This window comes from Streptomyces abyssalis (assembly GCF_001751365.1).
Taxonomy (GTDB): domain Bacteria; phylum Actinomycetota; class Actinomycetes; order Streptomycetales; family Streptomycetaceae; genus Streptomyces; species Streptomyces abyssalis.
In genome coordinates, this window is sequence record NZ_LJGT01000038.1 from 916,796 (window position 1) to 935,361 (window position 18,566).

The following is an 18,566-nucleotide window of genomic DNA, read 5'->3' on the forward strand; positions in this document are numbered from 1 at the left end:
GACCACGTGGAGGGTGCGGACGGAGTGCGCCGACGGGCCCGGCCGGGCGGCGGGGTCGGTCCCGGGTCAGACCCGGCGAAGGCGTCAGGCCCGACGGCGGGCCAGGACCAGGCGGCAGCGGGGGCTGCCGTCCGGCCGGCGGCCGAGGCTCTCCAGGGCGAGGGTCGTGACCGTGAAGCCGGCGGCGGCCAGGTCGCGGCGCACCTCGGGGAGGCGGAACCTGCGGTAGTACATGACGAATCGGGGGTGCCAGAGGGCGTTGCGCACCCGCATCGCGGCGTCGAACCCCCACAGCGTCCAGTACGGCCGCGACCCGACGCGGGGTGGCGCCGCGACGGGGAAGGCGAACAGGCCGCCGGGGCGCAGTGCGTCGTGGACCTGCGCGAACAGCGCGGGCCGCTCATGCGGCAGGAAGTGCCCGAACGCCCCGAAGCTGACCGCCAGATCGAAGGCGTCGCGGACCGGCAGCGCGCGGGCGTCGGCGCGCACCCACTCCGCGCCGGGCACCGCGCGCCGGGCCTCGGCGAGCATGCCCTCGCTGAAGTCGACCCCGGTGACGGGCCCGTCGCACACCCGCCGCAGCACCCGCTCGACGCCCGCGCCGGTGCCGCAGCACAGATCGAGGCCCGCCTCGAACGGGCCGAGCGGGCGCAGCGCGCGGGCGGTGGCGTCCAGCATCCCGTCCGGGGTCCGGAACGGGCTGCTGTCGAACTTCGGCGCGAGCAGGTCGTAGCCGCGCCGCGTGGACGACATCGCCTGCCGGACCAGCTCCGCGAGCCCCGGTCCCCCGGGGGAGATGAACAGCGTCACGCCCCCACGCTAGCCCGGACGGGCGGCGGAGGCCGCGGGTGTGCCCGGTGCACGGCTCAGTGCGACGCGGCCTCCCACTCGAACCCGTCAGGGTCGGTGAAGGGCCCGGCATCGCTGTTGATCACGAGCCGGTGCGACCCGGTGCCTTCGGGAGACACTCCGGCGACCTTGGCCAGGGCACGGCGCCCGTAGAGCGCCAGCTTCACGGGACTGGAAGGGTCGGCGAACTCGACGTACTTGCGGCCGAAGCTCTTCGTCACGGTGAGGCCGTGGTCCGCGTAGAACCGCTTGCTCGCGGCCACGTCCGCGACTCCCAGCAGGAGCACGATCTCGTCGATCTCCCTGGTGGCAGGGCCGGTGTCCTTCTTCGACGAGGTTGCGACCTGCCAGACCGTCCCGTCCGGGGCCCGTACGACTCCGCCGTAGCCCCAGAGCGACTTCGCCGCCGGCTTCAGCGGAGCGGCGCCCGCGTCGAGCGCGGAGTCGATGAAGCCGGCCACGGTGGACGGCTGGGACACCGAGAGCGTCAGCGTGAAGGCGCGGAAGCCGCTCGTCGGTGCCTGCGGGGCACGCAGTCGCACCTCGGGGCCCAGACCGAAGGCGGCGGAGTAGAAACGTTCTTCGGCTGCGGGGTCGGCGACCTCGAGGGTGACCGATGGGATGGCTGTCATGGTGATCACGCTAATTTCGGGCCAGGCCAGGCGCTTCTCGATTCCTGACCGGTCTCTCCGGGCCCGCGCGGGCAAGGACCTCGGCGCGCGGGCCGAAACGACCTCAGAGCGCGGACCGGCCGGCGCCCTGTGACTGGCGCGACCGGCCGGCGCCCTGTGACTGGCGGGCCAGCTCCTTCGCCTCCGCCGCCGACGCCACCGACGGAGGCGAACCCTTCAGCGGCTGCCGCGCGGTCTCCTTCATGACCAGTACGGCCACCACGCCCACGACCGCGAAGAGCGTCGTGTAGAAGGCGGGCATCAGGTCGTTGTGCGTGAGCGTCACCAGTCCGTCCATGACCAGGGGTGTGGTGCCGCCGAAGACCGCGACGGAGACGTTGTAGCCGATGGCGAGCGAGCCGTAGCGCACGTCGGTGGAGAAGAGCGCGGGCAGCGTGGCCGACATCGTGCCCAGCAGGCACACCAGCGAGAAGCCCAGCATCAGCATGCCGCAGATCACCGCCGGGAGGCTGCCCTGCCTCAGCAGCAGGAAGGCCGGCACGGTGAGGACGACGAAGCCCAGCATGCCGGTCATCAGCAGGGGCTTGCGTCCGTACCGGTCGTTGAGCCGGCCCACATGGTTGATCACACAGATCATCAGCACCATGGTTCCCACGAGAATGAAGGTGCCGTGGCTCGCCGGGTAGTCGAGGGTGTCGGTGAGATAGGTGGGCATGTAGGACAGCAGCATGTAGTCGGTCACGTTGTACGCGGCGACGAGCACGATGCACAGCATCAGTACGCGCCACTGGTCCTTGAAGATCGTCACCAGTTCCTTCTTGTGACTGTGCTCGGGAAGGTGCGGCTGCGCAGCGGGGGAACCGCCCGGCGCCTCCCCGTCCTGAGTCATCCCCCCGGTCTCGCTCGCCAGCCGCCGGTACGCGGGCGTCTCGTCCAGTTTCAGCCGCAGGTAGAGGCCGACGACGCCGAGCGGGCCGCCGAGCAGGAACGGGATGCGCCACCCCCAGGAGACGAGGTCGCCCTCGCTCAGGGTGACCTGCAGGACCGCGGCGATGGAGGCCGCGCACGCGTATCCGACGAGGGTGCCCAGCTCCAGGAAGCTCCCGAAGAATCCGCGCTTCCGGTCGGACGCGTACTCGGCGATGAAGGTCGAGGCCCCGCCGTACTCGCCGCCGGTGGAGAAGCCCTGCAGCAGCCGGAAGAAGATCAGCAGGACCGGCGCGAGGACGCCGATGGTGCCGTAGCTCGGGATGAGGCCGACGCAGAAGGTCGCCGAGGCCATCAGGATGATCGTCGCCGCGAGGACCTTCCTCCGGCCGATACGGTCGCCCAGCGGCCCGAAGAAGAGGCCGCCGAACGGCCGGACCGCGAAGGTCAACGCGAACGTGCCGAGGGAGGCGAGCGTGCGTGCGCCTCCGCTGAGTCCGGAGAAGAAGACGTCGCCGATGGTGACGGCCAGGTAGGCGTAGACGCCGAAGTCGTACCACTCCATGGCGTTGCCGAGGGCCGCCGCCCGCACGGCTCGCCTGACCGAACGCTCGTCGGTCACGGTGATGTCGCTGCGCCGCCATGCCGGGTGCCGCCGCCGCCGGATCGCCCGGAACAGCGCCTGGTGCCGCTTCACGGCCTCGGGATCGTTGCCGTCGAACCGCCCCGAGTTGCTGAGGTTCCCGGGCATGGCGCTGTTCTCCTCCGGACCCGCGTGACGCTGTGTGCTTCGTGTCTGCCGATCGTCCCGCTTCGTGTGTCAACCGTCCCCTCGCACGCCTCACCGCGCCACTTGAGCGGCGGCCGTACTCGTTGTGACAAGCCGCCGTACGTCGCACGCGGCCGGGGGGTGCAACCAACTGGGAGTCAGGTGTGTCTTCTGATGCGAATGGTCTGGACAAAAAAAGGAATTCGCGATGACACCCTTGAGACGCCCCGATGTCCGCAGTGCCCGGGGAGGGCGGGCCGCGCGTGCCGCTGTGCCGCTGGCCGCCGCACTGCTGGCGGCGGGCGGCCTGACCGCCTGGTCGCTCGCGGCGGGCGAAGCGCACGCGGCGCCGGCGGGGACCGCGGCCCCCGCTGAGGACCTCAACGGCGACGGCCACGCGGACCTGGTCTCCGGCGCCCCGGGCGGCAAGGTCTCCGGCAAGGCGCAGGCGGGGTACGTGACGGTGACGTACGGATCGGCGGACGGAATCGACCCGTCGAGCAGGACGCTGCTGAGCCGTTCGACGAGCGGCGTGCCCGGATCGGCCGCCGCCGGGCAGCAGTTCGGCAAGACCTTCAGCACAGGCGACCTGGACGGCGACGGCTACGGCGACCTCGTCGTCGGTTCCGCCGACGCGCCCTCCGGCAGCGTGATCCTCTGGGGCTCGCCGTCCGGTCCGTCCAAGGGCACCGCGCTCGGCGAGTACGGACGGACGCCGCAGGCCGGCGACTTCGACGGCGACGGCAAGGCCGACCTGGCGCTGCTCGGCGACGCCGAGGTGGGGGGCGACGACCCCGTGACGCAGCCGGCCGCACTGCTCAAGGGACCGGTCTCCCGTGACGGTTCGCCCGCCGAGCGGCTCGACTTCATGGACAAGTCCGAGTGGTGGGGCTACGGCGACGACGGACCCGGCTGCGCGGAGGACGACTCGTGCGTCGACGGCCCGTCCTCGGTCAGCGGGCCCGTCAAGGCCAAGGCGGTCGGCGACGTCAACGGCGACAAGCGCCAGGACATCGCGATCTGGCAGTACGAGGGCGACGGGGTGTGGGGCAACCACGTACTGCTCGGTGGTGAGGCCGGATTCAAGACGACGGGCACCGTGGGCGACTTCGGCTCCGTCGGCGACGAGGGCGCCGGCGACATCGGCGACGTGGACGGCGACGGATTCGGCGACGTCGTGCTCGGTGCCGGCCTGAACCAGAAGGTCACCGTCGTCTTCGGCTCGGCGTCCGGTCCGTCCGCCGACCGCAGCCAGTCCTTCGACCAGAGCATGCCCGGGTTCCCCGGCGCTCAGGAGGACGGAGACCGCGTCGGCTCCTGCATCTCGGTCGCCGACGTCACCGGCGACGGTCACGCGGAGGTCGCCGTCGGCATCAGCGGGGAGGACTTCGGCGGGCTGGACGACGCCGGCTCTGTCGCGCTGCTGCACGGCAGCTCCTCCGGCGTCACCGGCACCGGCAGCCAGGTCGTGCACCAGAACACGGCGGGCGTGCCCGGAGTGGCCGAGACGGGCGACGAGTTCGGGGCGGCGTGCGCCCTGAAGGACGTCGACGGCGACGGTCACCGCGACGTGAACGTCTCCTCCACGAAGGAGAACGCCTCCGCCGGAGCCGTGTGGTCGCTGCGCGGGACCGGCGACGGTCTGACGACGGACGGCGCGGCGGCCTTCGGCCCCGGCGACGTCGGGGGTCCTGTGACCGGAGCGCGCTTCGGCGGCTTCCTGCGCTGACGCACCACCTCCGGGCGGGTGCGGCCGCACCCGCCCGGCCAGGTCAGCCGCGTCGGCGTCCCGGCGGTGACTCCCGGGCGCAGCGGGCGGATCCGGCGCCTGTCACCCGTGTTCCGACGCGAAGTCCCGGGTGACAGGCCGCAGTTGCCCGCGACGGGCCGGAAAGCGAAAGCCCTACTCCTCGCCGATGTTGACCATCCAGGCGATGCCGAAACGGTCCGTGCACATGCCGAACAGATCGCCCCACATCTGCTTCTCCAAGGGCACGTCCACGGAGCCGCCGGCGGACAACTTCTCCCAGTAGCCGCGCAGTTCGGCCTCGTCGTCGCCGCTGAGGCTCACCGAGAAGTTGTTGCCCGGGGTGTGCTCCGTCCCCGGCGGGGCGTCGGCGCCCATCAGGGCGAAGCCGCGCGGCGTCTCCAGCATGCCGTGCATGATCTTGTCGGCCTCGGGTGCGCCGCCCTGGCCGAACTCGCCGTAGGTGTGCAGCGCCAGTGTGCCGCCGAAGACCTCCTTGTAGAACTCCATCGCCTGCCGGGCGTCGCCGCCGAAGCTGATGTACGGGTTGAGACGCGAGGTCATGAGAAACCTCCTGAATCGGAGCAAACAGTGGATTCCGTACATTAGCCCGGACCACTGACAACGGCACCCGGCCGTCACCGTCAATCTCCGGCCGCGGGACGGCCGGTGCCGCGGGTCACGCCGCCGCTCCCGCCGGCGGAAGACCACCGACGGCCCCGTCGCCGTCCCCCGTCAGTCGCCCCGCCAGATGTTGTCGAAGGCGTCCTGCTCGACGGATCTGCGCTGCCGTACGGCCTCCAGCTCCACCGAAGCGCCGTCGACCGCCGCGAGCACCGTCTCCACCGCCTCGTCGTCCACGATCCGGGTGTCGCGTCCGGTCTCGTCGTCGCGGATGCCGACGGTCGTCGCAAGCGCGAGGAGGACGGGCTCCTCCGACGCCCAGCGGTCCCCCGCCCGGCGGCGCCCGTACGAATCCGCCGGCACGGTACGGCCGGTCCGGAACGGCGACCACCGGCTCCGTCGCCGCGTGAGCTGCCCTTCCGCCTGAAGGGCGTCCAGATAGGCCGAGGCCAGCCCGCGGCCCCTGCGCCAGAGCCAGTCGCCGACGGGCTCGTGCGGCGCCTCCCGTGCGAACGACGCCGCGGCCCGTTCCAGCAGCGGGTCCGTCACGGGCGTCCCGTCGCCGGGCACGATCAGGTCGTCCTCCAGCGTGACGGCCCCGGCGCCCAGGAGGTCGACCAGTTCGGCTCCCGCCAGGGCGAGCGACAGTTCGCCCTGCTTCACGGGCCTGCTCGGCGTCACGTCCAGGGCGATGATCATCAAGTCCCGCGGTGTGCTCATGGAGGACTCCACATCAGGGGCGCCGGCACGGGATGCGACGCCGGGTCTCACCGGCCACGCACCCGCATGACGACGAGTGGTGCCGGTGTGGAACTGGGGCCCCCGACACGTACTCCCGTGAACCAGCCTAAGGAGCGGGAACGGCCGCTGCATTCGCAGGCCGTTCGCAGCCGATGCGGGCGCCCGGCCGCCGTGTTGTAGTGGTCAAGTGAAGCGAAAGCACACAAATGCCCCGACGCCGCGCACCGGGCGGTCCGGCAAGGCGGATTCCGTCCCGCGGGATTCCGGCGGTGTGCGGGCCGAGCAGGCCGAGCAGGCCGAGCTGCAGCGCCGCAGGGTGCGCCTCATGATCAAGATCACCGCTCGGGCGGGTGCGTACCGTAAGGGACTGGTCACCGCAGTCGGCCGCCTCAGCCCCGAGGAGGCGGTGATCCTCGCCGATCTGGAGCGGAACGGACTGCAGGTGCCGCAGTTGCACGACGTGCTGTGCGGCGGCCACGTGCTGGTGGACGACCCGCAGCTGTACGAGAACTGGCGGTTCGCCGAGGGCAGCCGTACACGCCTGTCCAGCCATCACCGCGACATCGACAAGACGCGGTATCCCGACATCGGGATGCGCGGCGACGTCGTACGGGAGAAGCTGCACGGCCGCACGGCGCAGGGCACCTGGGTGCAGCTGGAGAAGACCCCGGCGGCCTTCGGCAAGCGCAAGCTGCCCACCCTCAACGACCTCCGGCACCTCATGGACTACGTGGTGTACCGGATCACCCGCAGCAACGTCGGCCCCTGGGGCCTGTCCCGGATGACCGAGCGGCGCCCCATGTACCTGTCGCCGGTCCTGGCGGTGCCCACGTCGCTGACGCCGCCGGTCGCGCGGTCGCTGGCCCGGGCACTGCGCCGGATCGAGGAGGACGACGACGTCACCGCCGTGTCCCAGGACCTGGCGGCCCGGTTCCCGCCCCCCGACCGGGCGGACCTGGCGGGCGAGTTGGGGCACGCGCTGTCCGGCAGGGCCGGGCGCGGGCTGTTCGGCAACTCCGACGTGTGGGTCACGCAGACGCCCTCGCGCAGTGCCGCCGAGCTCCTCCGGCAGCGCCCCGAGGCGCCCGCGGTGGACGGACGGCCGCAGGGACGGCCGGGGAGAGGAGCCGCATGAGCGACGAACAGCGCAACGGTCCTCCGCCGGCGCCGCCGCCGGAACCGGGCGACGCGTCCGTCCCCGAAGGGCTGGTCTCGGCTGTGCTGAACCTGGTCAACACCGGACCGGTACTGCTCGGTGCGTACACCATCGCCGAACTCACCGCTGTGGACGCGATCGTGGACTTCCTGGAGGCCCGTCCGTCGGACGAGGTGCTCGCCGAGGCCGTACGGTCGCTGGCCGCACGGCAGTTGCTCGTGGCGGGGTCGTCGGAAGAGCAGGTCCAGGTGCGGGGAGACCTGGGCATCACCGTGGCGTTCCAGCGGAGGGCGCGGAAGGTGCTGGACGCCCGTACGACCGGCACGGAACCGGGGGAGCCGTGGCGGATACTGCTGCTCCCGCAGCCCGAGGGGATCTGCCTGATGATCCGCATCGACGCCCTCGGCGTCCACCAGATCGGTCTCCACAAGCTCGACGAAGCCCTCCGCACGCTCATCGACTGGTTGCCCGGAGGCCGGGTGGCGAAGCCCGATCCCGCGATGGACGCCGATGCCGTGCTCACCGCGTCGGAGCGCTCCGCGCTCGTCACCGTCACCGACTACACGGCGCAGGGATCGGCCGAAGTCGCCGGTGCCAGCCGCGACTTGATCCTCGCCCGCAACGACGGACGGCTGCACGTGCTCTCCCGGGACCCGCGCGACCGGGCGGAGCTGGTGCCGACCGGAGCGGAGGACAGGGAGGACGTCGAGGAAAGGCTCGCCGGGCTGCTGACGTAGGGCGGCCGACGTGAGCTCAGTCGGCCATCGCCACATAGATCGGAGTCGCCACGACCACACCTGGCTCGACGTGCAGGGTCTTGGCCAGAAACTCCAGCCTGGTGGGCGGTGTCGAAGAGAGCGCCTGCAACGCTATGTCAACGGCTTCGGGGTAGGAGTAGTAGTCGGGCTCTCCCGTGGCCTGCTGCCATTCAGGGGCGGAGGCCAGGGCGTTGAGAAACTTGAGGGTGTAGTAGTACGGCGCGTGATTCGCGCCGGCCTTGGGAGCGGCGCCGACCAGGCTGTCGGGGGATCCGATGAGTGCGCACCTCACTCCGTCCACGGGCCCTCCGAAGAAGGCCAGTTGCGACGCGTACTCGTGCACGATGCCGTATCGGAACGACTCGGCACCCGCGATGTACCGGCCCGGCTGTGCGACCGATCCAGGCGGCTCGCTCTTCCTGAGATAGGCGTCGAGCACCCCGACCCGGGCCGAGACCTCAGAGGGGTCGCCACCGGGCTTTCCTCTCACCGTGGCCCCCAGCACTCCCGCACTGACTTTGAACTCGGTCTCGAATGCCTTGATGAACGACTGCGGAATCTGAGGTAAGAGGTTGTCCAGCTTCGACTGGGATATGTAGAGGTAGTACTTGAGCGGAATGCGTCGCTTTCCTCGCCCGAACAGATTCACCCTGTGCCTCCCCTTCGCTACTGGCCTGGTTGTGAGCACGGGCGGGGTCGCCCGGCCCTGGACTGCCCTGCGCCTCGCCCTCGCACACTCACTGCGTGGCCGTGACGATGCAGCGTCGCAGCTCCTCGATGGCCTCCGGGGCGCCCTCGACCGTCACTCCGGACGGGCCGCCGGGCTGCTCGCGGTTCCACAGCCGGCGCAGCAGAGCCTCCGGGGGGCCGCTCACGGTCACGTCGACCGCGCCGGACCCCTCCGGTGCGGAGGCGCCGGGGCCGCCCTCGACGGCGAAGAGCCCGGAGCCCGTACGCACCCGCCAGGCCGCACCGTCCGTCCGCACCGCGTACGTCCGGCCCGGCGAAGCGGAGAGGATGCCGGTGAAGTAGGCGCCCCACTCGGCGACTCCGTACGCCACGAAGACCTTGAGCAGCTCGTCGACGCCGTCGACCGCCAGGTCCGCGGGGACGGGCGCGACCGGCAGGCCGGCGCCGAGTTCCGCGTCGATGCGGTGGATGAGCGTCTCCTGCGCCATCCGCCGGAACCAGAACCCGACGGTCCGGTCGGGGGTGTACCAGGAGCCCGCCGGATCGTCCGGCTTGTGGGCGGCGAACTCCTCCAGCAGCCCCGCGTACGTCCGGTCGAGCAGCGCGACAGGCTCCTCGTCCGCCAGTTCGTCCGGCGGCCACGGTTCGGGCTCGGCGCCCTCGCGGATGGCCAGCGTCTTGTGCAGATACACCTCGGCGACGTGACGGGTCAGATCGGCGACGGTCCAACCGGGGCAACTCGGCACCGCCGCGGTGAGGTCGGCCGGTGCCACGGCACGCAGGCGGGCGAAGTCGGCCGCCAGGCAGCCGAGATATCGGGAAGGGTCCATGCCGGGAAGTTCAGCACATACCTCCCGCTCGTTCACCCCCATTCCGGTCATGCTGCTCCTCCGGCGCGACGGCGGCGTCCTGTTCACCTTCCGTACGTGAAGAGCCGTGCGGGAACGAAGAGTTCGTGCCCGGCGGTGAACCGGATCCGCACGCCGGCGGTCGTCCACTCCGTGGACTCGATCCCGCCTGCCCCGAGTGACGCGTCGACGTCCAGCATGTGCCCGTAGGCCAGGCGGGGATCGCGGCCGACGACCAGGCGCCAGGACTCCCGTCCGGACAAGCTGTGCTCGCGGACCAGGCCGAGGTGATGGCGTGACCCGTCCTTGTAGGTCACGGAAGGCGGTGCGCCGCTGCGGTGCACGACCTCGGACCGCGGCCACCACAGGACGGTGAGCAGTACGGCGGTGAGGGCGGCGCCCAGCACGGCGCCGAGGAGCAGCCGGCGCACGCCGTACGGCCGGCCGATGCGGCTGAGACGGCCGGGGCGCCCGCCCCGGCGCTCGCGCGAGGTGGCTCCGGTCCCGGGGATGGTCGTCCTCCTCGTGGCAGAAACGCGTCGCCGTGGCGGCAGGACCGCTCACGGAGCAGCCGAGGGTCAGGACGCACCGCCCCTGCCGGAGGTTGATCCGCCGCGGGATCAGGACCGCAGGGTCTGGACAGGCGGCTGCCCGTACGCCTCGTGGTAAGTGGCGGAGAACTTCCCGGGGTTGGGGAAACCCCAGCGTGTGGCCACGGAGTCGACCGTCGCACCGGTGGTGGGGTCGGCGGCCTGGAGATCCCGGCGGGCCCGTTCGAGGCGGGCGCGGTACAGGTAGCCGAGCGCGCTGGTCCCGTACTGGCGGACGAAGCCGTGCTGCAGGGCCCGCGCGGAGACGGACGCGGCGGCGGCGATGTCGGTCAGGCTGAGGGGCCGGTCGGCGTTGGCCTCGATGAACGAGACGGCGCGGCGCAGCGCGGCCGGTGCGATCTGGCCGGGGCCGGGCTGGTAGTCGGCCGTCATGGTGGTGTTCGGGAAGGTCTTCACCGCCGCCGTACCGAGAAGGCTGAGCGTCTGCTCGTAGACCAGCGGCTCCGACAGGGGGCTGTCGGGGCTCTCCAGCTGGCTGGCGACGAATCCGACCGTGGAGCGCCAGAACCGGTCCATCGCGGGGGACACCGGTGTCGTCCCGACGAAGTTCACCTCGCCGGTTCCGCCGTACTCGGCCGCCGCCTCGTGGGCCGCCTGCAGAGGCACCGAGATGACTTCCTTGTTGAGGCGGTCCCAGCTGATCGTGAGAGGCACTCCCGCAGGGCACACGGCCGTGTCGCCCATGCGCAGGCGGGTCTCGATGTCACCTGAGGTGACGGTGAGCGTCCCGCCCCTCACGAACATGAACATGAGGTAGTCGAGGGGCGCGCATTCGATGCTCATCGTCGAGTGCGTGAGGTGGTCGAGGCTCATTCCCCCGGCGCTCGTACGGCGGCCGTCGAACGTGAAGTCCTCGGTGTGGCCGTACTTCGGCCGGAAGGCGCCGTACATCTCGGCGCTCATGGCCTCGGCGGTGTCAGGATCCTTGGTTGCGAACTCCGACCGCTCGACGGGAAGCCGCTCGATATCCACCGACATGATCGCCTCCAGGCCGACGCGGGACGAATAGGAAGCAAACTCTCTTTTCGACCGTACTACTCACCTCGCCCGGCCAGGCCCGGCCGGGGGACCGGGGGCGGGGTCCCGGCGGAGATCCTGCCGCCGGGTCGCGACCGGAGCCGGGGACGGGCGGGACCGGCAGGGCAGGGCAGGCCGGGAAGCCGGGCCCGACCGCCCGGGCAGGGCAGGGCAGGGCAGGGCGGGCAAGCGTCCCCGGGGCCGCTGCGGCGCGCGGTCCGTGATCGGCCCGGGGTCCGGCCCCGGCCGCTCCCGTACGGCGGAAGAAGCGTGCCGTGCACGCGTCGCGGTGCGCGGCGGTGCGGCCCGCGGGTGAGCATGTGCGGACCCGAACTGGAACTCCTCCCGCATGGAGGCGGTGTGATGCCCGGCCGCGACGAGCCCGTCCCGTCCTCCCCCGGCCCGGTCCGTACGCGGGCCGTGCGGCACCTACCCCGGGAACAGCTGCTGTTCGGGGGCACCTACGGGCTCGTGCTGTCCAGCGCACTGATCGCCGCGCTCGAGAACCCCGGGGAGGAGCCGGACCCGGCGTCGGACCTGCTGTGGGTGCTGCTCACCACTGCCGCGACGGCGGCCGCGCACGGTTATGCGCATGTGATCGCCCGCCGCGCCGCGGCCCGCGGAGAGACCACCGTGCGAGCGCTGCGGACGATGCTGGCGGAGTGGCCGCTGGTCGCCGCGGCGCTGCCGACGGCGGTGCTGCTGTCCGTCGCCGTCGCCGGGTGGTGGGAGGAGAGCGACGCCGTGGCGGCGGCGCTGTGGTTCAACACGGTCGCGCTGTTCGCCTGGGGCGCGTGGGCCGCCCGTGTCGCGGGGCGCGGATGGCCGGGCTCGTTTCTCTCGGGAGGCGTGGACCTGGTGATCGGGCTGGTGATCGTCGTCGCCAACGCGATGAGTCACGCTTGACTTCAACGGCGGTTCAAGTCGAAGACTCGGCGCATGGAGATCACGAGTGAGTCATCCGGCGGTACGGCACCCGTCCTCATGCACAACACCATGAAGATCACCGAGGGGCATCTCGACGGCTTCCGGGAAGCCGTCCGTCGCGCGGTCGGCTTCGTCGAGGAGCACGGCCCGCAGCTCATGGTCAGGGTCTTCGTCGACGAGGCCGGAATGCGGGCCCACAGCTTCCAGTTGTACGACGGCTCAGAGGCGGTCCGCACCCACTGGAAGCTGTCCGACCCCTACATCGCTGCGGTCATGGAGCACTGCTCCGTCGAGCGTCTGGACGTCTACGGAGACCCCGACGAGCAGGTGCGGGCGGCGCTGGCGCCCGGCTCGGAGGGCGCGTTCCCGGTGAGCATCACTCCCTTCTTCACCGGGTTCCTGCGGCTCGAGGAAACGGGAGCGGACGCGGGCACTCCGTAGGCCCAGGTGCGGGTTCCGGTTCTCTGACCTGCACATCCGAGGTCTTTCGCTCCACTTCGGGCTTGGTTACGCATGAGTAGCGCTTACTCACGACCTGCCCCGCGGCACGTGCTGGGCTCAGCGGTACGGCGGCATCCGTCCTGCGTGACGGCTGGGGGCCCCTGCACCGAAGGCAGGGTCCCCTGCCTTCGGTGCAGGGGGCCGCCGCGTACCGATGACCGATCAAGTGCTGAGGAAGACCATGCGCAATCGTCTGCGGCTCGCTGCCGCAACCACGACCGTCCTGGCCGCGTGCAGTCTGGTGATCACCGGCTGCGGTCCGAAGGACGACTCCGGTGCCGGCGCCCCGGCATCCTCCACCAGCTCGACGGCCAGCCCGGGTGGCGGCGCGGGCGAATCGGCCGGCGGAGCGGGCGGCGACGGCGAGACCGAGGGGCGGAGCGCCGGGGCGTCCGGCAACGGGGGCACCGGCGGCGGGGAGGCCGGTGACGGAGGCCTCGGCAATCACAAGCCGGACGCGCCTGCCTGCACCGAGAAGAACACCGCCGTCACGATCAGGACCGCCGTCGGCTCCGGCACCGGTGAGATCCAGGTGTTCAACAACAGCGGGCGTTCCTGCTCCGTCTACGGCGCGCCGAACCTCATCCTGAAGTCGTCGGACGGCGAGATCCTCAACCCCGAGCCCGCCACCGACGGCAATCAGGAGGCCCCACTCGTCACGGTCGACTCGGGCAGCGTCGCCACCGCGGATCTGACGTACGAGAGCGGCCCGGTGAGCGAAGGCGGCTCGCAGGACGGGATCACCTGCGGGAAGAGTGCCGAAACGGCCGAGGTGTCCAACCAGGACGCGACCTGGAATGCCAAGATCCGCGCCAACGAGGCGGGCGACGCGGACGCCGCGGAGGCCGGACTGATCGTCTGCGGCCCGAAGACCACGGTGGGGCCCTTCCAGCAGTGAGCACCGGACGTGACACCGGCACAGGCACCGGCACAGGCACCGGAGCCGCAACCGGCGCCGGCAAGCGCACCGGAGAAGGCACCGGCCGCGGCGTCGCCAGGTCCCCGCATGCACAGGGGAGTAGTGATTACTCATGCGTACGGCCCCGTTCGGTTCAAGAATCCACCGGGTCGTACGGACGGCCGTACGCACGCCCCGCACCGACCGGCGGGGCGTCGCCGAAGAAGGGGGATCAGGTGCCGGTCTCACGTCGCAGGATGCTGACCTTCGCCGCCGTGGGTGTGGCCGCGGCGGCCATCGACGCGGGCGGGAAGGGCCGTGCCGCCGCGCTCGCCGCTTCGGAGCTGCTCTCCCCGTCGCGGCCGGCGCCGGCGAAGACCGCCGGCACCACACTGACCCGCACGGTCCAGCCCGGCCCGCCCGACGGCAACGGCTTCCGGAAGCTCGTCGAGGGCAAGGGCGAGGACCATCTGCTCCGTACGGACATCACCGACGTACGGGCGGAGAAGCTGGAGCCCCTGGCCGCCTTCGGGCATCTCAGCGATCTCCACATCGTCGACGACCAGTCGCCGTCCCGCGTGGAGTTCCTCGACCGCTACAACGACGACCCCGGCTCGGGATGGCCCTTCTCGGCCGGCTACCGGGCGCACGAGTTCCTGTCGCTGCACCTTGTGGACGCGATGTGCCGCTCGCTCAGGCAGCTCGGTGAGGGCCCGAGAACGGGGCTGCCCCTCGCCTTCACGGTGGTGACGGGCGACGCCGTCGACAACGCTCAGCTGAACGAGGTGCGTTGGTACATCGACCTCCTCGACGGCGGCAAGTCCGTGCGGGCGGACTCCGGTTCGCCCGGCAAGGACGAGAGCGTCGCGAACGGGACCTTCGGCAGGAGTGAGCACTACTGGCGCCCCGAGGACCCGGTGGACCCCGCGAACCGCTACGGACGGCGCGGATTCCCGCAGATCCAGGGCCTGTTGGGCGCGGCACGCAAGCCGTTCACGGCGGGCGGGCTGGGCATGCCCTGGTACGCGGTGTACGGGAACCACGACGTGATGGCGCAGGGAAACCTGCCCATCGACACCGACCTGCCCTTCTTCCACTCGCTGAAGCACCACACCGTGAACGGCTCCAAGTGGACCGAGGGTCCCGAACTCCCCGACGACATGGACGACTTGGATCTCTTCGACGTGATCAAGGCCGTGTTCGACGGGGTCGAGTCGCAGGACGTCACGGCCGATGCCGAGCGGCGTCTGCTCAGCCCCGGTGAGTTCGTCGAGGAGCACCACCGCACCTCGGGGCTGCCTGCCGGGCACGGATTCGCGGCCGGCAGCGACAAGGCGTACTACGCGATACCGGCGGCGGCGGACGACCCGGTCGCCTACATCACTCTGGACACGACGAATCCGGGCGGCCTCGGCAACATCGCGAGCAACGCGGACGGCGGCATCGACGAGGACCAGTTCCGCTGGCTCGAGGAGCGGCTGAAGGAGCACAGCCGCACGTACTTCGACGAGTCGGGCGAAGCCGTGACGCAGCAGGGGGTGCGGGACAGACTCGTCGTCGTCTTCTGCCACCACCCGCTGCACACCATGACCAACACCGAGAACGACCACCGCTCCGGAGAGGAAGTGGAAGCGCTGCTGCTGCGCTTCCCGAACGTCGTTCTGATGGCGAACGGCCACACCCACCGCAACGAGATCAGGCCCCACGCACGGCCCGCCGGGCACGCCAGGCCGGGCGGTTTCTGGGAGGTCTCGGCGGCCGCGCACATCGACTGGCCGGTCCAGAGCCGCGTCATCGAGATCGCCGCGGGCAGGGACGGCGAGGGCAGGGAGTGCCTGGCCCTCTTCACGACCGTCCTCGACATCGACGCGCCGCTGGAGAGCGGCGGCGACCTGGGCAGCCCCCGGGCCCTGGCGTCCCTGGCGCGGGAGCTGGCCGTCAACGACCTCCAGGTGGACGAGGGCCACCGCGGCAGCGAGAAGGACCGCAACACCGAGCTGCTGCTGCCGGCGCCCTTCCCCGTATCCGGAATGAAAGCACCGCACCATGCGGCGGCGGGGCCCCGCCCCGGAGCACGTGAAGAGCCCGTACAGACCCGCTGACAGGCGCGTTCTGTGCGTAGAGTTGCCGGATGGACGAGTCGCGTGTGCCGGCTTGGGGGGCGGGCTGGCCGCTGTACGGGCGGGACGAGGAGCTCGGCCGTCTCACGCGTGCACTGACCGCGAACCGGTGTTCCGGGCTGGTCGTCTTCGGCCAGGCCGGCGTCGGCAAGTCACGCCTGGCCGAGGAGTGTCTCGCCGTGGCGGAACGTGCCGGCTTCCGGGCCGGGCGTGCCGTGGCGAGCACGGCGGCCGCGGCCGTACCGCTCGGGGCGATCGCTCATCTCCTGCCGACCGGCGTCGATCTCACCGATCCGGTGCGGGGGTTCGCCACGGTGGCCGGCGCCATCCGGGACGGCGGTGACCACCGGGAGCGGTACGCGGTGTTCGTCGACGACATCCACCTCCTCGACGCGACGTCGGCGATGCTGCTGCGGCAGCTGATGGACGCGGGCGTGATCACGCTGATCGCGACGATCCGTACGGGGGAGCACGCCACGGAGGCGGTGCAGGCGCTGACCGCGGGCGAGTCGGTCTTCCACGTCGGTCTTGACGCCTTCGACCTGCGGCGGACCGAAGGGCTGCTGAACGAGGTCCTCGGAGGGCCCGTCGGCCGCAGCACGGTCAGGGACCTGCACGAGGTCTCCGGCGGCAATGTGCTCTTCCTCCGCGAACTCGTGCGGGGAGCACTCGAGAACCACGCTCTCACCAGCGACGGCGAGGTCTGGGAGGCGGGCCCCGGCGCGGACTGGACGACGGTCCGGCTGGCCGAGCTCATCCGCGTGAAAGTGGACGCCGTCGCGGGCGCCGGGCGCGACGCGCTCGAAGTCCTCGCCTGCTGCGGGGCACTTCCGCTCGCCGCACTCGAAGAGGCCGCGCCGCAGGACGTACTGACGGAGCTCGAACGCAAGGGACTGATCCAGTTCGGCACCGACGGCCGGCGCACCCGGGTCTCGCTGGCACACCCGCTCTACGAGGAGGTCCTGCGCAGCTCCGTACCCGCCCTGCGGCACCGGGCGATCCAGCTCGAACAGGCCGAGCGGATCGAGGCGCTGGGCGCGCAGCGACGCGGTGACGCGCTGCGCATCGCCACATGGCGGCTCGACGCCACCGGCAAGGCCGATCCTGCCCTGCTGCTGCGCGCGGCACGGCTCGCCCACTACGCACACGACCATCCGCGCACGCTCGCCTTCCTCGAAGCACTGCCCGAGACGCACCACGACACCGGGACCAGGCTCATGCTGGGCGAGGCGCACTTCCTCACGGGCGGCTGGGATCTGGCCGACGCCGTACTGGCACAGGCGGCCCAGTCCGCACGGAACGAACCGGAACGCATCGCCGTCACCGTGACCAGGACGACGAACCTGCTGGTGAGCAACACGCCGCCGGCCGAGATACTCGACGTCAACGAAGCCGCCCGAGCCGCGGCATCCTCCGACACCGTCCGCGAACTGCTCCTCGTCAACGAGGGGTTCATCAGGCTCGCCAGCGGAGAGCCGGTCGCCGGGCTGGAGTTGCTGGATCTCCTCGAACCCGACGCCGACCGGGCACCCGACCGGCGGATGTGGCTGTGCGCGGCCGCGGTGCGGACCCTCGCACTGGTCCTGACCGGCCGCATCGGGGAGGCCGTCCGCTGGGCCGAACACGCCCACGCGGCACATGTGCTGACCGACGAGGAGGCACGTCCCGCCCACCCGGCCGTCCAGCAGGGCACGCTGGTGCTCGCGCTCGCGGAGGAAGGACGGCTGGCTCAGGCCGCGGCCCTCTGCGAGAGCGTGAGCGTCGAACTCGCGCGCCACAGCCCCCTGTTGCGGGTCCTCCCCGCGCTGCTGAGCGCCCGCACCCAGTGGCTGGCCGGCCATCCCGCGACCGCGCGCCGCCTGTACGCCGAACTGGCCGCGCTCGCCCGCCGTGAACACCAGGTCAAGCTGCTGCGGATCGCGCTGAGCGGGCTGGCCGCGTGCGCCGCCGTGCTGGGGGACGCGGAAGCCGCCGGAAACGCGCTCGCGGAGCTGGACGGCATGGCGGGCGGGGCGCCCGGCTACTTCTCCGTCGGGGAGGAGCGCCTGGGTGAGGCGTGGCTTCTCGCGAGCGGCGGACACCGCAGCAAGGCGCGGAGCGTGCTGACCGAGGCGGCGGACGCGGCGCGCTCCACGGGCCACATCACATCGGAGGGGCTGCTGCTGACCGACGTGGCGCGGCTCGGCGGAGCCGCCGGCGTCGCCGGGCGGCTGGCCTCGGTGGCGGAGCGGTGCGACGGCGAACTGGCGGCGGTGCGGGCCCGGTTGGCCTCGGTGCTCGCGGCGGGCGACCCGTCGCGGCTGCTGGAGGTCAGCGACGAGCTGGAGGCGCTGGGCGCTCATCTTCCGGCCGCCGAGGCCGCCGCCGCGGCATCCGGCGTGTGGCGCCGTCGCGGCGAGGGGCGCCAGGCCACGGCCGCGTCGGTACGTGCCTGCGCCGTCGCGGAGGAGCACTGCGAGGGTGCCCGTACTCCGCTGCTCGACGCCGTACGTGCCGCTGCGCCGCTGACCGACAGGGAGCACGAGATCGCCGTGCTGGCCGCCGCCGGCGAGCCGAGCAAGGAGATAGCCGCCTCGCTGACCCTGTCGGTGCGCACAGTCGACAACCATCTGCAGCGGGCGTACGCCAAGCTCGGCATCGCCACGCGCCGCGAACTCGCCGCCCGCCTGGGGCAGTCCGGGACGGTGGGGTCCTCCGGCGCGGGTCCTGGTGCGTGAACCGGCCGCGCGTGAACCGGCAGCACATCGACCG

Annotated in this window: 17 protein-coding genes; 8 read left to right on the plus strand and 9 right to left on the minus strand. The window is 71.7% G+C overall.

Annotation, left to right across the window (positions count from 1 at the left end):
- Positions 1 to 84: 84 nt before the first annotated feature.
- The 3 genes from AN215_RS11305 to AN215_RS11315 form a co-directional block, all read right to left on the minus strand.
- Positions 85 to 753 (minus strand): class I SAM-dependent methyltransferase, encoded by a 669-nt coding sequence (locus AN215_RS11305; protein ID WP_070009485.1) that lies wholly within the window; start codon positions 751 to 753, stop codon positions 85 to 87.
- Between the two features lie 113 nt (positions 754 to 866).
- Complete coding sequence (locus tag AN215_RS11310; RefSeq protein ID WP_070009486.1) at positions 867 to 1,481, minus strand: VOC family protein; 615 nt, start codon at positions 1,479 to 1,481, stop codon at positions 867 to 869.
- Between the two features lie 103 nt (positions 1,482 to 1,584).
- Positions 1,585 to 3,159 (minus strand): MFS transporter, encoded by a 1,575-nt coding sequence (locus AN215_RS11315; RefSeq protein WP_070009002.1) that lies wholly within the window; start codon positions 3,157 to 3,159, stop codon positions 1,585 to 1,587.
- Between the two features lie 226 nt (positions 3,160 to 3,385).
- On the opposite strand from AN215_RS11315, the gene AN215_RS11320 reads away from it, so the two are divergent.
- On the plus strand, positions 3,386 to 4,906 hold the full coding sequence (locus AN215_RS11320) for an FG-GAP-like repeat-containing protein (RefSeq protein WP_070009003.1): 1,521 nt from the start codon (positions 3,386 to 3,388) through the stop codon (positions 4,904 to 4,906).
- 174 nt (positions 4,907 to 5,080) lie between these two features.
- Here the strand turns inward: AN215_RS11320 and AN215_RS11325 are convergent, their stop codons facing one another.
- Both AN215_RS11325 and AN215_RS11330 read right to left on the minus strand, forming a co-directional pair.
- Positions 5,081 to 5,488 carry a VOC family protein gene (locus AN215_RS11325; RefSeq protein WP_070009004.1) on the minus strand — a complete coding sequence of 136 codons (408 nt, stop codon included), beginning with the start codon at positions 5,486 to 5,488 and terminating at the stop codon, positions 5,081 to 5,083.
- 171 nt (positions 5,489 to 5,659) lie between these two features.
- Entirely contained in the window at positions 5,660 to 6,268 is a 609-nt protein-coding gene (locus AN215_RS11330; protein ID WP_070009005.1) for a GOLPH3/VPS74 family protein, read from the minus strand.
- 292 nt (positions 6,269 to 6,560) lie between these two features.
- On the opposite strand from AN215_RS11330, the gene AN215_RS11335 reads away from it, so the two are divergent.
- Positions 6,561 to 7,424, plus strand: a complete 864-nt coding sequence (locus AN215_RS11335; RefSeq protein ID WP_070009006.1) for a hypothetical protein — start codon at positions 6,561 to 6,563, stop codon at positions 7,422 to 7,424.
- Complete coding sequence (locus AN215_RS11340; RefSeq protein WP_070009007.1) at positions 7,421 to 8,182, plus strand: hypothetical protein; 762 nt, start codon at positions 7,421 to 7,423, stop codon at positions 8,180 to 8,182. The genes AN215_RS11335 and AN215_RS11340 overlap by 4 nt, the downstream gene beginning before the upstream one ends.
- A gap of 16 nt (positions 8,183 to 8,198) precedes the next feature.
- On the opposite strand, the gene AN215_RS11345 is transcribed toward AN215_RS11340, so the two are convergent.
- From AN215_RS11345 to AN215_RS11360, 4 genes are all read right to left on the minus strand, one after another.
- Positions 8,199 to 8,852, minus strand: a complete 654-nt coding sequence (locus tag AN215_RS11345; RefSeq protein ID WP_070009008.1) for a DUF7019 family protein — start codon at positions 8,850 to 8,852, stop codon at positions 8,199 to 8,201.
- An 88-nt stretch (positions 8,853 to 8,940) separates the two neighbouring features.
- Positions 8,941 to 9,723, minus strand: coding sequence for a maleylpyruvate isomerase family mycothiol-dependent enzyme (locus AN215_RS11350; RefSeq protein ID WP_070009487.1), 783 nt, complete (start codon positions 9,721 to 9,723; stop codon positions 8,941 to 8,943).
- 83 nt (positions 9,724 to 9,806) lie between these two features.
- A complete protein-coding gene (locus AN215_RS11355; protein WP_245694397.1) occupies positions 9,807 to 10,172 on the minus strand; it encodes a hypothetical protein in 366 nt (121 codons plus the stop codon).
- Positions 10,173 to 10,361: 189 nt separating this feature from the next.
- Positions 10,362 to 11,330, minus strand: a complete 969-nt coding sequence (locus tag AN215_RS11360) for an AraC family transcriptional regulator (RefSeq protein ID WP_070009009.1) — start codon at positions 11,328 to 11,330, stop codon at positions 10,362 to 10,364.
- A 402-nt stretch (positions 11,331 to 11,732) separates the two neighbouring features.
- On the opposite strand from AN215_RS11360, the gene AN215_RS11365 reads away from it, so the two are divergent.
- From AN215_RS11365 to AN215_RS11385, 5 genes are all read left to right on the plus strand, one after another.
- Complete coding sequence (locus AN215_RS11365) at positions 11,733 to 12,275, plus strand: hypothetical protein (RefSeq protein ID WP_070009010.1); 543 nt, start codon at positions 11,733 to 11,735, stop codon at positions 12,273 to 12,275.
- Positions 12,276 to 12,308: 33 nt separating this feature from the next.
- Positions 12,309 to 12,737 carry a hypothetical protein gene (locus tag AN215_RS11370; protein WP_070009011.1) on the plus strand — a complete coding sequence of 143 codons (429 nt, stop codon included), beginning with the start codon at positions 12,309 to 12,311 and terminating at the stop codon, positions 12,735 to 12,737.
- Between the two features lie 241 nt (positions 12,738 to 12,978).
- On the plus strand, positions 12,979 to 13,695 hold the full coding sequence (locus tag AN215_RS11375; RefSeq protein WP_070031148.1) for a DUF4232 domain-containing protein: 717 nt from the start codon (positions 12,979 to 12,981) through the stop codon (positions 13,693 to 13,695).
- Between the two features lie 236 nt (positions 13,696 to 13,931).
- Positions 13,932 to 15,797 carry a TIGR03767 family metallophosphoesterase gene (locus tag AN215_RS11380; RefSeq protein WP_139140721.1) on the plus strand — a complete coding sequence of 622 codons (1,866 nt, stop codon included), beginning with the start codon at positions 13,932 to 13,934 and terminating at the stop codon, positions 15,795 to 15,797.
- A 29-nt stretch (positions 15,798 to 15,826) separates the two neighbouring features.
- Positions 15,827 to 18,532 (plus strand): LuxR C-terminal-related transcriptional regulator, encoded by a 2,706-nt coding sequence (locus AN215_RS11385; RefSeq protein WP_070009014.1) that lies wholly within the window; start codon positions 15,827 to 15,829, stop codon positions 18,530 to 18,532.
- The last annotated feature ends 34 nt before the right edge of the window (positions 18,533 to 18,566 follow it).

Bases quoted from the DNA above. Each gene is read 5' to 3' on its own strand.
- AN215_RS11375 (WP_070031148.1), top strand. From the start codon at position 12,979: ATGCGCAATCGTCTGCGGCTCGCTGCCGCAACCACGACCGTCCTGGCC.
- AN215_RS11330 (WP_070009005.1), bottom strand. From the start codon at position 6,268: ATGAGCACACCGCGGGACTTGATGATCATCGCCCTGGACGTGACGCCG.
- AN215_RS11385 (WP_070009014.1), top strand. From the start codon at position 15,827: ATGGACGAGTCGCGTGTGCCGGCTTGGGGGGCGGGCTGGCCGCTGTAC.
- AN215_RS11325 (WP_070009004.1), bottom strand. From the start codon at position 5,488: ATGACCTCGCGTCTCAACCCGTACATCAGCTTCGGCGGCGACGCCCGG.
- AN215_RS11350 (WP_070009487.1), bottom strand. From the start codon at position 9,723: ATGGACCCTTCCCGATATCTCGGCTGCCTGGCGGCCGACTTCGCCCGC.
- AN215_RS11340 (WP_070009007.1), top strand. From the start codon at position 7,421: ATGAGCGACGAACAGCGCAACGGTCCTCCGCCGGCGCCGCCGCCGGAA.
- AN215_RS11320 (WP_070009003.1), top strand. From the start codon at position 3,386: ATGACACCCTTGAGACGCCCCGATGTCCGCAGTGCCCGGGGAGGGCGG.
- AN215_RS11370 (WP_070009011.1), top strand. From the start codon at position 12,309: ATGGAGATCACGAGTGAGTCATCCGGCGGTACGGCACCCGTCCTCATG.
- AN215_RS11315 (WP_070009002.1), bottom strand. From the start codon at position 3,159: ATGCCCGGGAACCTCAGCAACTCGGGGCGGTTCGACGGCAACGATCCC.
- AN215_RS11310 (WP_070009486.1), bottom strand. From the start codon at position 1,481: ATGACAGCCATCCCATCGGTCACCCTCGAGGTCGCCGACCCCGCAGCC.
- AN215_RS11360 (WP_070009009.1), bottom strand. From the start codon at position 11,330: ATGTCGGTGGATATCGAGCGGCTTCCCGTCGAGCGGTCGGAGTTCGCA.
- AN215_RS11305 (WP_070009485.1), bottom strand. From the start codon at position 753: ATGTCGTCCACGCGGCGCGGCTACGACCTGCTCGCGCCGAAGTTCGAC.
- AN215_RS11365 (WP_070009010.1), top strand. From the start codon at position 11,733: ATGCCCGGCCGCGACGAGCCCGTCCCGTCCTCCCCCGGCCCGGTCCGT.